General features: G+C 61.4%; 12 protein-coding genes. 3 read left to right on the forward strand and 9 right to left on the reverse strand.

The window, feature by feature from the left end; translation table 11 throughout:
- Positions 1–8: 8 nt before the first annotated feature.
- The 3 genes from LDZ23_RS26345 to LDZ23_RS26355 are packed head-to-tail and all read left to right on the forward strand — an operon-like array spanning position 9 to position 2,867.
- A complete protein-coding gene (locus LDZ23_RS26345; RefSeq protein ID WP_008346620.1) occupies positions 9–851 on the forward strand; it encodes a fumarylacetoacetate hydrolase family protein in 843 nt (280 codons plus the stop codon).
- Positions 852–901: 50 nt separating this feature from the next.
- Complete coding sequence (locus LDZ23_RS26350; protein WP_008346622.1) at positions 902–1,927, forward strand: ABC transporter substrate-binding protein; 1,026 nt, start codon at positions 902–904, stop codon at positions 1,925–1,927.
- Positions 1,928–1,943: 16 nt separating this feature from the next.
- Positions 1,944–2,867 carry an SMP-30/gluconolactonase/LRE family protein gene (locus tag LDZ23_RS26355; RefSeq protein ID WP_008346624.1) on the forward strand — a complete coding sequence of 308 codons (924 nt, stop codon included), beginning with the start codon at positions 1,944–1,946 and terminating at the stop codon, positions 2,865–2,867.
- Here LDZ23_RS26355 and LDZ23_RS26360 read toward each other — a convergent pair.
- From LDZ23_RS26360 to LDZ23_RS26400, 9 genes are all read right to left on the reverse strand, one after another.
- The gene (locus LDZ23_RS26360) at positions 2,858–3,769 is read right to left on the reverse strand and encodes a LysR family transcriptional regulator (RefSeq protein ID WP_008346626.1); all 912 of its coding nucleotides are present in this window, start codon (positions 3,767–3,769) and stop codon (positions 2,858–2,860) included. The genes LDZ23_RS26355 and LDZ23_RS26360 overlap by 10 nt on opposite strands.
- A gap of 93 nt (positions 3,770–3,862) precedes the next feature.
- The gene (locus tag LDZ23_RS26365) at positions 3,863–5,110 is read right to left on the reverse strand and encodes an enolase C-terminal domain-like protein (RefSeq protein WP_008346627.1); all 1,248 of its coding nucleotides are present in this window, start codon (positions 5,108–5,110) and stop codon (positions 3,863–3,865) included.
- Between the two features lie 3 nt (positions 5,111–5,113).
- The gene (locus tag LDZ23_RS26370) at positions 5,114–6,433 is read right to left on the reverse strand and encodes an MFS transporter (protein ID WP_008346630.1); all 1,320 of its coding nucleotides are present in this window, start codon (positions 6,431–6,433) and stop codon (positions 5,114–5,116) included.
- 13 nt (positions 6,434–6,446) lie between these two features.
- Complete coding sequence (locus LDZ23_RS26375) at positions 6,447–7,214, reverse strand: SDR family oxidoreductase (RefSeq protein WP_008346633.1); 768 nt, start codon at positions 7,212–7,214, stop codon at positions 6,447–6,449.
- A gap of 100 nt (positions 7,215–7,314) precedes the next feature.
- Entirely contained in the window at positions 7,315–8,409 is a 1,095-nt protein-coding gene (locus tag LDZ23_RS26380; RefSeq protein ID WP_008346635.1) for an FCD domain-containing protein, read from the reverse strand.
- Positions 8,410–8,760: 351 nt separating this feature from the next.
- Positions 8,761–9,741, reverse strand: a complete 981-nt coding sequence (locus LDZ23_RS26385; protein WP_008346637.1) for a glycosyltransferase family 2 protein — start codon at positions 9,739–9,741, stop codon at positions 8,761–8,763.
- A gap of 221 nt (positions 9,742–9,962) precedes the next feature.
- A complete protein-coding gene (locus LDZ23_RS26390; protein WP_008346639.1) occupies positions 9,963–11,234 on the reverse strand; it encodes a TRAP transporter large permease in 1,272 nt (423 codons plus the stop codon).
- Positions 11,235–11,244: 10 nt separating this feature from the next.
- Positions 11,245–11,778, reverse strand: coding sequence for a TRAP transporter small permease (locus LDZ23_RS26395; RefSeq protein ID WP_008346641.1), 534 nt, complete (start codon positions 11,776–11,778; stop codon positions 11,245–11,247).
- Between the two features lie 53 nt (positions 11,779–11,831).
- Entirely contained in the window at positions 11,832–12,866 is a 1,035-nt protein-coding gene (locus LDZ23_RS26400; RefSeq protein ID WP_008346643.1) for a TRAP transporter substrate-binding protein, read from the reverse strand.
- Positions 12,867–13,008: the final 142 nt, after the last annotated feature.

Genomic DNA, 13,008 nt, shown 5'->3' on the forward strand with positions numbered 1-13,008 from the left:
GCATACATATGAAGCTGTTGCGCTACGGTTCACCGGGCGAAGAGAAGCCGGGCCTTCTCGATGCCGATGGACATATCCGTGACCTGTCGAACCATGTTGCCGATATCGCCGGCGACGCTCTGCTGCCGGATAGCCTCGCACGCCTGAAAGCGCTGGACATTGCGTCGTTGCCGCGCGTGGAAGGCAATCCGCGTCTGGGCCCCTGCGTGGGCGGCACGCGCAAGTTCATCTGCATCGGCCTGAATTATTCCGACCACGCAGCGGAAACCGGCGCCACGGTGCCGCCGGAGCCGATCATCTTCATGAAGGCCACGAGTGCGATCGTCGGTCCGAACGACTCGATCGAGATTCCGCGCGACTCGCTCAAGACCGACTGGGAAGTCGAGTTGGGCGTGGTCATCGGCACGACGGCCAAGTATGTCGGCGAGGCCGATGCGATGAACCATGTCGCGGGCTATTGCGTCATCAACGATGTGTCCGAGCGCGCGTTTCAGGCGGAGCGTCAGGGCCAATGGACCAAGGGCAAGTCGGCGGATACGTTCGGTCCGACCGGGCCCTGGCTCGTCACCGCGGACGAAATTCCCGACCCGCAGACGCTGCCGATGTGGCTGGAAGTCAACGGACATCGCTATCAGAACGGCAGTACGGTCACCATGGTGTATGGCGTGCGATATCTGGTTTCATACCTGTCGCAGTTCATGTCATTGCAGCCGGGCGACATTATTTCCACGGGCACGCCGCCCGGAGTCGGCCTGGGGCAGAAGCCTCCGGTCTATCTGAAAGCGGGCGATATCGTGACGCTGGGCATCGAGGGCCTCGGGCAGCAGCGCCAGAACGTCGTGCAGGGTTGAACGCTTCGCGGCACGGTCGCGCGAGAAATATTCGACGGAGACAAACTATCGTGACAGCGCTTTGGCGTCAGGTTTCCATTGCATTGGCAATCTTCGCTGCCGTCTCGACTGCATCGGCCGCGAGCGGCGCGCCTGTGCCGGAGAAGCCGAAGCTGCATCTGGCGGCGGCGGGCGTCGGCTTTCCTTACCTGCCGTTCGTCATTGCGGACAGCCGGGGCTACTTCAAACGGGCCGGGCTGGATGTCGAAATCGGCGTGTTCAGCGGAGGCGCCAAGGCTCTGCAGGCGATGATGGGCGGAAGTGCCGACATCGTGGCAGGCGCCTACTCCAATACGATAACCATGGCCGCCAAGGGGCAGAAGCTGGTCTCGTTCGTGACGCTGGCCTCGTGCCCCGGATGGGTGTTCGGTGCGACGCGCGCGAGCCACGACAAGGTCAAGACTTATGCGGACCTGAAAGGCATGCGTATCGGCGTGAGTTCGCCCGGATCGAGCTTTCATATGGGCGTGAACTATCTGCTGAGCAAGTCCGGCTTGAAGCCCGGCGACGTGTCGATCATCGGCGTGGGTTCATCTGCCGGAGCGATCGCTGCGGCGCGCAGCGGTCAGATCGACGCGTTGATGAGCAACGACCCGGTCGCCACCGTTCTGCAGGGCAGCGGCGATCTGTTTCCGTTGGCCGTGATGCGAGACCCGGCCGGCACGCGCGCGACACTGGGCGGCGACTATCCGGAAGCGGCCATGTACACGACGAGAGATTTTCTCGTCAAGTATCCGAATACCGTGCAAGCGGTGACGAATGCGATCGTCGAGGCCGAGCGCTGGATGGCGCATGCAACGCCCGAACAGGTCGCCGCCGCCGTGCCGCAGCAATATGCGCTGGCCGAAAAGGATGTCTTCGCTCGTGCGTACGCCAACATGCGAAGCTGCATTTCGCGCGACGGCCTGATGACGGACGCCGCCGCGCATACCGTACACGATGTCCTGACCGCATTCGATCCCGAAATCGGCAAAGCATCGATCGACCTGAAGACCACATACGACAACCGTTTCGTCGAGAATGCGGACAAGCGTTGAACCGAGGAGACCAGACATGGAGAGCGACATCCGCATCCTGGCGGAGGGCCTGATGTTCCCCGAGGGACCGGTGGCGATGGCCGATGGCTCGGTCGTGCTGGTCGAAATCGAGCGCGAGACGATCAGCCGCGTATCCGTCGACGGCAGCGTGAGCGTCGTTGCGGAAACAGGCGGAGGGCCGAACGGTCTCGCTGTGGGTCCGGACGGCGCTTTCTACATCTGCAACAACGGGGGATTCCTGTTCCGTACCGTTGCCGGGCTCAATCGCACTCGGCCGGGTATCCATCCAGGCTATACGAGTGGGCGGATCGAACGGTTCGACCCGCGCACGGGCACGCTGACGACGCTCTACGAGCGCTGCGGCGATCATCCGCTGTGCGGGCCGAACGACATCGTGTTCGACCACGAAGGCGGCTTTTACTTCACTGATTTCGGCAAGAACCGGCTGCGCGATCGCGATCACGCGGGTCTTTATTACGCGCGAGCCGACGGGTCGATGATCGTCGAAGTCGCGTATCCGCTTACTACCGCGAACGGCGTCGGTCTGTCGCCCGACGATCGCGTGGTCTACGTCGCCGAAACAGAAACGGCGCGCTTATGGGCGTTCGACCTGGAGGAACCCGGCCGGGCGCGCAAGCATCCGTATCCATCGCCGCACGGCGGACGTCTCGTGTGCGGGCTTCCGGGCTACCAGCGATTCGACAGCCTGGCCGTGGACGCGGCAGGAAACATTTGCGTAGCGACGCTCGTCACGGGTTGCATCACCGTGGTCGCGCCGACCGGCGAGGTGATGCGGCAAGTCATGGTCCCCGACGGCATGGTGACGAACATCTGCTTCGGAGGCGCCGACATGAAGACAGCGTATGTCACGATGTCCGGCACCGGGCGTCTGGGTGTGCTGTCGTGGCCGGAACCCGGATTGAGGCTAGCTTATTCGTGATTGCCGGGCTGCTGCTGCGCGCTTGCGAGCAGGTGTTTGAGGAAGAGCTGGACGGGTGCGGGAAGAGACTCCGCCTCACGCACGCAGATTTTCCAGTGCCGCTCGGCCCACGGTTCGTCCAGCAGGACAGCAACCAGCGGCGCCGAGCTGACGTAGCGCTCGGCGTGATGCTCGGGCACGAGTCCCACGCCAAGGCGCGCTTCGACCATGCTGCGCACCGGCTCGAAGCCATTGACCCGGATAGACAGCTTGAGCGGATGGTCGAGGTCTGCCGCCGCGCGCAACACCAGCGAATTCAGATAGCTTCCTTCCTGAGGCCCCACGAGCGGATATCGCGCCACCTCGCGAAACTTGAGACGGCCGGCACGGCCCAGCGGATGATCGGGCGGCATGATGACCACGAGGCGGTCGCTTCGGTACGGATAGACCTGCAGGCCGGCAGTTACCGTGGTGCCGCCGAATACGCCGATATCGGCAGTGTTTTCGGAAACGGCGCGCACGACAGCAGGGCTCAGGCTCTCCTGAAGGTCGATGCGCAAAGCTGGATGGAGATCCAGGAAATCGCGGATATCCTTGGCGATGTACTGGACGATGGTGGAGAGGCTGGCGTGTAGCCGGATCTGACCGCGAACGCCTTCCGCGTGGTCGAGCAATTCGCTTTCCATCTGCTGGATGTCGCGCAGCAGCGTCCGTGCGTGTTGCAGCAGTGCTGCCGCCGCGACGGTCAATTCCAGCCCCTTGTTGCTACGCACGAACAACGCCGTCTTGAGGATGTCTTCGAGCTGCGACATGCGCTTGCTGAGCGCCGAAGCCGCGATGTTCTCGAATTCCGCAGCCCGCGCGATGCTGCCGTGTTCGCAGACGGCGACGAAAAGCTTCAGCGATTGGAGGTCGAAGCGCAAGTGAATCTCCGGGGACGCGATCGCTCGCGCCGCGACGTTTTCATGACGCGAGAATAGCCATGGAGCCGGCAGGAAGTCAATCGAGCGCAGCCGTCAGGGTGTCTGCAACCCGCCGTCCATCAAGCGCGTCTGCGTCCATAGCGTGACGTTACGCTCGCACGGATACTTCGCCGCTTCACGCTCATCGAGATCGACGCCCAAGCCCGGCTTTTCGTTGGCATGAACGAAGCCGTTGCGAAACTGAGGAAGTCCCGGGAACACATCGAGCAGTGCCTCACGCGGACCTTTCAGTTCCTGAATCACGAAGTTCGGCGGCTCGGTGCCCGACCATTCCTGCACGCCGAAATTACGCGACGCAAGGTCGATATGAATGTTCGCTGCGTGCGCGAGCGGCGACATGTCGCCCGGACCATGCCAGGCTGTCCGCACGCCGAATTGCTCGGCGAAGATCTGCAGTTTTCGCGCCGCGGTGATGCCGCCGATCTGACTCAGATGCACGCGAATGAAGTCGATCAACCGCTCCGTAATCAGAAAGCGCCATTCATACGGATTGTTGAATAGCTCGCCTTGCGCCAGCGGCGTCGTGGTTTTCTCGCGCAACTGGCGCATCCATTCGCCTTCTTCGAGCGCGATCGCATCTTCGAGAAAGAACAACTCGAAAGGCTCGAGCTCGCGCGCGAAGCGAATCGCCTCCACCGGCTTCAGACGCTCATGCACGTCGTGGCACAACGCGACATCGAAGCCGATCTTGCTGCGGATGCCATCGAACAGCTTGAGCGTGTCGCGAATGTACTTGCGGCTGTCGAGGTAAATGCCGTCCGCAGCGCCTTCCGGCGCATTCGATGGCGCGCGGCCGAATGCGCCGCCGCCGTATCCGCCGCTTTGACAGCGAACATGCGTGATGCCCTGCTCGCGATATCGCTGAATGTTGTCGCAGAGTTCGTTGAGATCGCGGCCATCCGCATGACGATAGATCGGCACGCCTTCGCGCACCTTGCCGCCGAACAACTGATACAGCGGCATGTTCGCCTGCTTGCCCTTGATGTCCCACAACGCCATATCGATGCCCGAGATCGCGTTGTTTTCGATCGGTCCATTGCGCCAGTACGCGTTCTGATGCATCAATTGCCAGAGCTCTTCGATCGCCTCGGCATCGCGCCCGATCAGCAAGGGCCGCATGTATTCTTCGATCAGGCACTTGACCGCGAGATGCCGGTACGCGAAGGTCGCGCAGCCGAGCCCATACAAGCCGGGCTGATTCGTCTCGACCCTGACGACGATGAGATTGATGCCTTCAGGCGCGGTCAGGATGACCTTGACGTCGGTGATGAGCGTTGCCATGAGTTATTTCACGAGAAGCGAAGTCACGGAATCGGACTTGCTGCCCGTGCCTCCCTTGGGTGTCGAGCGCTGGCCGGTCTGCGCGGGCACCAGCATCATGAGGACGACCGACGCGAGCAGCGCCGCGGCCATGAACACATACGATGCGGAAGGACTGCCCGTCGCACCGTTCAGATAGCCGACGAGCCACGCGCCGAGGAAGGCGCCGAGCGCACCGCACGCGTTGATGAGACCGATCGCGCCGCCGAGCACATTGCTCGGAATCAGCTCGGGGACGAGCGCGAAGAACGGTCCGTAAGGCGCGTACATCGTGGCGCCCGCGATCACGAGCAACGTGAACGACAGCCAGAAATTCGACGTGCCGACGAGATACGAACCCACGAACGCGACCGTGCCGATCAACAATAACGGCCACACGAAGAGCTTTCGATTGCGCGTTTTATCGGACAGATACGATGCGAGCAGCATCAAAACGATGGCCGCGAGATACGGCACGGCGGAGAGCCAGCCGACCGAGACGATATCGATCGTTTTCGACGCCGACTTCAGAATCGACGGCAGCCACATGATGAAGCCGTACACGCCGATACTCCACAACGCGTGAATGGCGCAGCACTTGAGCACGATGGACGAACGGAACGCCGCCTTGTAGTCCCGCACCGGCGCGATATGCGCCTGCTCGGACTTGAGGATGGCATCGAAATCGGCTTTCTCCTTGTCGCTCATCCAAGGGGCATCGGCGGGACGATCCTTTACCGTGAACCACCACACGATGGCCCACAGAATCGCGGGCACGCCTTCGATCACGAACATTTCGCGCCAGCCGAAGTTGCGAATGAGATAGCCCGACACGATCGACATCCACAACACCGTGACCGGATTGCCGAGAATGAGGAACGTATTCGCGCGTGAGCGTTCCGTGCGCGTGAACCATCGGCTGATGTACATGAGCATGGACGGCATCACCGCCGCTTCGACGATGCCGAGGATGAAGCGCAGCGCCATCAACGTCGGAATGTTGCTCACCATGCCGGTCGCGGCGGCGCATAGGCCCCACAAGATGAGGCTCGCGAAGATCAGCTTCTTGACGCTGTTCTTCTGTGCGTAGATCGCGCCGGGCACTTGAAACAGGCAGTATCCGAGGAAGAACAGCGAGCCGATCAGCGACGAGGTCGCCGACGTGATGCCCAGATCCTTGTCGATGCCCGCGGCCGCCGCAAAGCCGTAGTTCGCGCGATCCAGATAAGCGAGGCTGTACGTGATGAAGATGATCGGCATGAGATGCCACCATCTTTGCGGTGCGACCGTTTTGATGTTGTCCATGATGTCTCCGATGTCAGAGTACGGCGAGCCAGCCGCCATCGACGTAAATGATTTGCCCGTTCACATAGCTCGATGCAGCCGACGCGAGGTACACCGCCGTACCGACGAGCTCTTCCGGTTTGCCCCAGCGTTGCGACGGATTGCTGTTCTTGACCCACTTGTCGAAGTCCGCGTTATCCACGAGCGCCTGGTTCATGTCCGTCAGGATGTAGCCGGGGCCGATCGCGTTCGCCTGAATATCGAATGACGCCCATTCGGCGCTCATGGCGCGCGTGAGCATCTTGATGCCGCCTTTTGCGGCCGTGTAAGGCGCAACGGTCGCGCGCGCGCCTTCGCTCGTAAGCGAACCGATGTTGATGATCTTGCCGCCGCGCTTGCGCTCGATCATGCGACGCGCGGCTTCCTTCGCGACGATGAATGCGCTCGTCAGATTGGTATCGATCACGCGTTGCCAGTCGGCGAGCGCGAGCTCGATCATCGGCTTGCGGAACTGAATGCCCGCGTTATTCACGACGATATCCACTTCGATGCCCTCCGCATCCCACGCGGCGAACGCAGCGGCAACCGACGCTTCATCGGTGACGTCGAATGCGCGGCCGCGTGCGTCGAAGCCTTGTGCCTGCAGACGGCCGACAGCGGCATCGACGGTTTCGGCTTTCGTGCCGTTGACGATAACGCGCGCACCCGCCCTCGCCAGTCCTTCCACGAGCGCGTAGCCAATGCCGCGTGCCGAACCCGTGACGAGGGCCGTTCGGCCATTGAGATCGAACAACTTGTTCATGCGTGTTCCTTATGTGATGCGGTCGAAACGTCGACGCGAGCGCGTCCGCGCAGCCTCTTTGGCGAGGCTGCGTTCCTGGTTGCCAAACGATGATGTATTGCTATGAAGGCGTGTCGTTCACGGTGCGGGCAAGCGCCGCGCGATCGTCGAAGTCCTTTTCCGCGCGTTCGATCAGCGTGAGCACGGCTTGCTCCGCCGCATGTGCGTCGCCTTGTTCGATCGCGATGCACAACGCTTCGTGCATCGGCAGCGAGCGGGCGGGGCCGCCCTCGATCTCCGAGCTCAACTCAAAGCTCGTGCGCAGAATTGCGGAGAGCGCGTTTTGCATCTGCTGAACAAACTGGTTGTGGCATGCCGTGAGAATCGCACCGTGGAACGCGAGGTCCGCCGGCACGTATTCGCCTTGTCCTGCAACGGCGCGCTCCATCGCCTTGAATGCGCGACGCAACGCGATGCGGTCCTCAGGCGTCGCGCGCTTCGCCGCGAGCTTCGCGGCATTCGGCTCGCGTTCGGGCGTGGTCGCGTGTTGCCGCGCTCGCACTGGCAGTTGTTCGGCTCTGCTGCCTGAGTCCGTGGCGAATTCCGAGTGCCAGTCGCACGGGTGTCCGAAAGGCGCGCTGATGCGCGTGCGCGCGTGCGTCGACAAATCGCCGAGGGATTCCACCGCGTGACGCCTGAGATAGCCGGGCGCGGCGACGAGCACACGCTCGAAGCGCCCGACGATCCTGTACGCGTTGCCCGAATCGGGGAGCGCCGCCGCCGCCAGCACCGAGACGTCGAACTGTTGGTGCACGAGATCCGGGATGCCCGGCAGCAACTTCAGATCGACACTCACCTGCGGATGCGCGCGCCGGTATTCCACCACGGCCGACATCAACTGCGCGAGACCCAGGTCCGGCGAAGCATGCACGCGCAGGCGTCCACGCGGGACGGTGGCGGCGTCGCTTGCCTCGGCTTCGGCGCTGTCGATCTGAGCGAGGATCTCCTTGCACTTCTGGTAGTAACGTTCGCCGCTATCGGTGAGGGACACGCGGCGGGTGGTGCGCTGCAAGAGCCGCGTGCGCAAGCTGTCTTCGAGCGAAACGACCGCGCGTGAGACGATTCCGACGCTGCAATCCATGCTTTTCGCGACGCCGCTGAAACTGCCGGTCTCGGCGACGCGCGAGAACACACGCATGCTGAAGAGCTTGTCCATGTCGGCTTTGTCTCCGGGCTGAAATTCAGGCGCGCTCCTGCCGCGCGATGGACTCACGATACGTTCGCAACGCGCTCGACGCCATCAGTCGTGGATACAGTCAGGTCATCCTTGCGTATAGGGTGAAGACAGATCAACTTGAACTCGAAACGCTGCAGGTGTGGCATATGTACTTTGCTCAAGGACGACATTTGAACTTGGGACCTACACTTAAAACTCTGATAATAAAGCTTATGTAAAGTCAGTTAGAAAGGCGGCAGACGAAAGCTGCCGCACACACCGCCGAGGCGCCATGAAGAAAACCGGGATGAGCAGCGACGCTCGCACGGCCCTGCGAGATCGATCCGCCGCCTAGTGCCCGAATCGTCGCACGAAACGATAGAAGATCCACGGATGAATCTTCAGCATCGCCATGACCAGCGACAGCTTCGGCCGATGGTCCGAAACCATGCCGAGCAAGTGCCTGAGACGAAGCCTCTGCGCGACGCTATCCAGAATAGGCTCGGCTGACCGATACGTCGGCGCCTTGATCGCTGCCTGAAACGCGATGGTCCGAAAGCCATAGACATATTTCAGCCTGAAGAAAAGCTTCCGGTAATTTCTTATCGGCATGGACGCCGTGCTCTTCTCTACCCGATCCATGATCGCAAAGATGTCAATGATCTTCGGATTGAATCGTGTCGAGATGCCCGATTCGCGATACATGTACGAATACAAGGTATCAGGCATGAGACGAACGACGCTGGCTTTACCGAGCGTCTGGACCGAAACACAAATATCCTCGTAGATCAGCCCCGTCGGATGCTCGATCGCGAGGAAGATCGAGCGGCGTACTAACTTGTTGAAGCAATACGCCTGCAACGTCAAGTCGAGAATTTTCTCTACGGCTTCAACACCGCTCATGACGGTATCGCCGGCTTCGACGCGATAATTGATCTTGCCGTCCGGGCTAATATTCTCGGCGGCAAAAATTACGATGTCCGCATTGAGCTTCTCCGCTTCTTCGGCGACCCGGCGTATGAGATCGTGATGAACGTGGTCATCGCTGTCCACGCAGAGCACATATTCGCCGCTCGCGGCGAGTGCCGCAATCCTGCGAGTCTCTGCGAGCCCCTTGTTTTCAGCGTTTTTGATGAACTTCCAGCGAATTCTGCTTTGCTGTTCGAGGATGCGTAAGGTCATTTCCCCGGAGCGGTCAGGACTGCTGTCGTCGACGGCGATGATTTCGAAATCGGTGGAAGTCTGCGACAGTAGTGAGTCGAGGCATTCTTCGATATACGGCTCGACTTTGTACACGGGCACCAGCACACTGATTTTCGGCGGTTCTGACATGAAGTTTCGTCCCTATAACTGCACGTGAGTGCTTTATTCAGGAAAACGACTAGTGCCAGAGGAGTTTACCCGATGAGCGGCGTGAATGTGCGGCTTTGGGCGAAGACAGATCGGAGGCTCGAACGTCTCACGTGCCGAGAAGTCGCCTGCACCACGCGCGCGCATGATGTGAAAAAGGGCGCTTTCGCGCCCTTCTTATCCGATGAAGGGCAAATGCTCGCTTACTTCGCCCCCAGCAAATGCGGCAAAAACTGCGGGATATGCGGGAAGAAGATGATCAGCAGCAGGTCGATCACCAGCGCGAAGATGAAGGGAAGAATCGCGCGTGTCGCCTTCTCTACCGACACGCCGCCGATCGAAGCCGCCGTGAAGAGACAGAAACCTATCGGCGGCAGATTGATGCCGATGGCCGAGTTGATCAGCACGATCACGCCGAACACGACCGGATCGATGTGCATCTGCACGACGAGCGGCAGGAACACCGGAATCACGACGGCAATGCTCGAGATCGTTTCCAGCACGGTATGCGCGGCGATGAGAAACAGGTTGATGAGGATCAGCAGCACGATCGCGCTCGTGGTGATCGCGAGAAAACTATTCGCGACGTGCAGCGGAATCTGCGCTTCGATCAGATAGCGCCCAAGCACGAACGCGAGCCCGAGCAGGAACGAGACACGCGTGGTGTTCACTGAAGTTCGCACCAGAATGTCCTTGAAATGCGAGAGCTTCAGCGTCCGAAAGATAAACGCGCTCACCAGCGTCACATAGACGGCCGCGACCACGCCCGCCTCCACCGGCGTGAAGATGCCGCCGAGGATGCCGCCCAGAATGATGACCGGCGTGAGCAGCGCCCAGAACGCTTCGCGGAAGGTCGTCCACAGCTTGCGCCCATCGAACGGCTCGACGGCGCTGTAGCCCTTCTTCACCGCGGTCACGTAATTGACGATCATGAACGACGCGACCACCAGCAGCATCGGAATGATGCCGGCGATGAACATCGTGCCGACCGACACGTTGGCCGTATAGGCATAGACGAGCATGCTCATCGACACGGGCGAGAGCAGCCCGAGCGAGCCCGCCGCCGATTGCAACGCCACCGCGAACGCGCGGTTATAGCCCTTCTTCACCATGCCGGGAATCATCACCGAGCCGATGGCTGCCGTGTCGGCCGTCGCCGAGCCGGAAAGGTCCGCGAAGAACATGCTCGCAACGATCGTCACCTGACCGATGCCGCCGCGCATGAAGCCCACCAGTGCCTGCGAAAATTCGATGATGCGCTTCGACACGCCGCCCGAATCCATGATCGCGCCCGTCAGCATGAAGAACGGAATGGCGAGCAGGCCGACGTTGTTGAGGTTCGAAAAAAGCTGCTGCGGAATCACGAGCAGCGACGTGCCGTTGATCGACAGCGCGAGCGTCGCCGCAATGCCGATGCAGATGGCCACCGGCACGCCGAGCCCGAGCAGCCCTGCTCCAAATGCGATTGCCCACATGATGTTTTTCCTAGAGATGTTCGGACACGCCCTCGACGAGCGTGGCGTCGGTCTGCGTCTGCGGCGCGAGATGCGAGACCGCGATCCGCACCAGCGAATGAAACGCGAGCAGCGCGCCGCACACCGGAATCGAGAGATACGGATAGACCATCGAGATCGGAATCGACGCGGCGGTTTCGGTGCCCATCAGCGCGAGCATGTCCGTGCCGTACAAGACGAACACCGCGCCGAGCGCCAGGATCGCGCAGTCGGTGAAGTCCTTGAGCAGCGGCGCGAACGCAGCCGGCACGCGATCGGCCAGCACGCGCACTTCCGGATGCGCGCGCAGCTTCACGCCGGCCGCGGCGCCGAGGCACGTCAGCCACACGAACAGATACGCCGACACTTCGTCGGACCACGACAGCGAATCGTGCAGCACGAAGCGGAAGATCACCCCGAGCCCCGCGACGATCACCGCCCCGAGCAAAAGGCAGCTACAGACGAACAGATTGATCTTCAGCACGATGCCGTCAACGAACATCAAGCCGCGCGCGAGCTTTTCCATGCGTGTCGCCTCCCGTGGTGCCTGGGTTGTGCGGTGGCCGTCGTTCGCATCCGTCATTTCGATGCGACCGCCGGCGCCTGCTTGGCCGAATTGATCTCCTGATACAGCGCCGGGCCGTCCGGAATCTTGCCGATCAGTTCGTCGCGCGCGGTCTTGGTCGCTTGCGCCCACGGCGCGGTATCGACCGTCGTGACCTGAATGCCCTTCGCTTTCATCGCGGCGATCGCGGCGTCGTATTCGCGCTTGTACTCCTTGAGATCGAAGTCCGCCGCGATCTTCGCCGAGTCCTGGAACGCCTTCTGATCGGCGGGCGAAAGCTTGTCCCACGCGCTCTTGCTCATCGCCAGCACGACCGGCAGATAGTTCACATGCGTCACGTAGAAGTGCTTGGCGACGTCGGAGAACTTGTCCTGAACGAACTGCTCGGGCGAAGTATCGGCGCCATCGACGAGACCTTGCGAGAGCGCGAGAAACAACTGGTTGTAGGCGAGCGGCGTCGGATTCGCGCCGAGTGCCTTGTAGCCCGCGATATAGCCGGGACTCTGCATCACGCGCACCTTGAGGTCCTTCATGTCCGCGAGCGACGTGACCGGACGTTTGGTCGTGAACAGGTTGCGTTCGCCGACCGCGAGCCACGTCAGGCCGATCATGTTAACCGGCTTCATCATGTCGAGATACTTACGCCCGACCGGGCCTTGCAGCACGCCGTTCGCCTCGTCCATGCTGGAGAAGAGATACGGCATATCGAAGATCTGCCACTGCTTGATCGTGTTGTCGATCGGCGCCTGCGCGGAGATCATCAACTCCTGCGTGCCGGTGCGCAGCGCTTGCGTCATCTGCACTTCGCCGCCGAGCTGCGATTGCGGGAACAGTTGAATCTCGATGTGACCGTGCGTGCGCGCGGCGACTTCCTTCGCGAACACCTGCGCGGTCAACTGATAGTGATTGTCCGGCGCCAGCGTGTGACCGAGCTTCATCACGACCTTGTCCTGCGCGCTCGCGCCAGACGACGCCGCCACGCACATCGCGGCGAGCGCCGCGCTCATCGCCATGCGCAGCATGCTCTGCGCTCTGAAAAGCGAACTCATGTTGTCTCCTTGCTCGATATGGATACCGCCCGGCGAGTGCGCCGCATCGTTCGGTGCGAGTGCCCGGTGCGAATGCGGAGCCGGCGGGTTGACGCAAGTATTTGTGATCGCGGCGAGGGTGCGTTAGGACCAGTCGTCGAAT

Origin of the sequence: Caballeronia zhejiangensis (assembly GCF_022879815.1) — a bacterium.
GTDB lineage: Bacteria > Pseudomonadota > Gammaproteobacteria > Burkholderiales > Burkholderiaceae > Caballeronia > Caballeronia zhejiangensis.

Excerpts from the sequence above, each read along its gene's own strand:
- LDZ23_RS26400 (WP_008346643.1), bottom strand. The coding sequence starts at position 12,866 with ATGAGTTCGCTTTTCAGAGCGCAGAGCATGCTGCGCATGGCGATGAGC.
- LDZ23_RS26385 (WP_008346637.1), bottom strand. The coding sequence starts at position 9,741 with ATGTCAGAACCGCCGAAAATCAGTGTGCTGGTGCCCGTGTACAAAGTC.
- LDZ23_RS26355 (WP_008346624.1), top strand. The coding sequence starts at position 1,944 with ATGGAGAGCGACATCCGCATCCTGGCGGAGGGCCTGATGTTCCCCGAG.
- LDZ23_RS26345 (WP_008346620.1), top strand. The coding sequence starts at position 9 with ATGAAGCTGTTGCGCTACGGTTCACCGGGCGAAGAGAAGCCGGGCCTT.
- LDZ23_RS26390 (WP_008346639.1), bottom strand. The coding sequence starts at position 11,234 with ATGTGGGCAATCGCATTTGGAGCAGGGCTGCTCGGGCTCGGCGTGCCG.
- LDZ23_RS26365 (WP_008346627.1), bottom strand. The coding sequence starts at position 5,110 with ATGGCAACGCTCATCACCGACGTCAAGGTCATCCTGACCGCGCCTGAA.
- LDZ23_RS26370 (WP_008346630.1), bottom strand. The coding sequence starts at position 6,433 with ATGGACAACATCAAAACGGTCGCACCGCAAAGATGGTGGCATCTCATG.
- LDZ23_RS26380 (WP_008346635.1), bottom strand. The coding sequence starts at position 8,409 with ATGGACAAGCTCTTCAGCATGCGTGTGTTCTCGCGCGTCGCCGAGACC.
- LDZ23_RS26395 (WP_008346641.1), bottom strand. The coding sequence starts at position 11,778 with ATGGAAAAGCTCGCGCGCGGCTTGATGTTCGTTGACGGCATCGTGCTG.
- LDZ23_RS26375 (WP_008346633.1), bottom strand. The coding sequence starts at position 7,214 with ATGAACAAGTTGTTCGATCTCAATGGCCGAACGGCCCTCGTCACGGGT.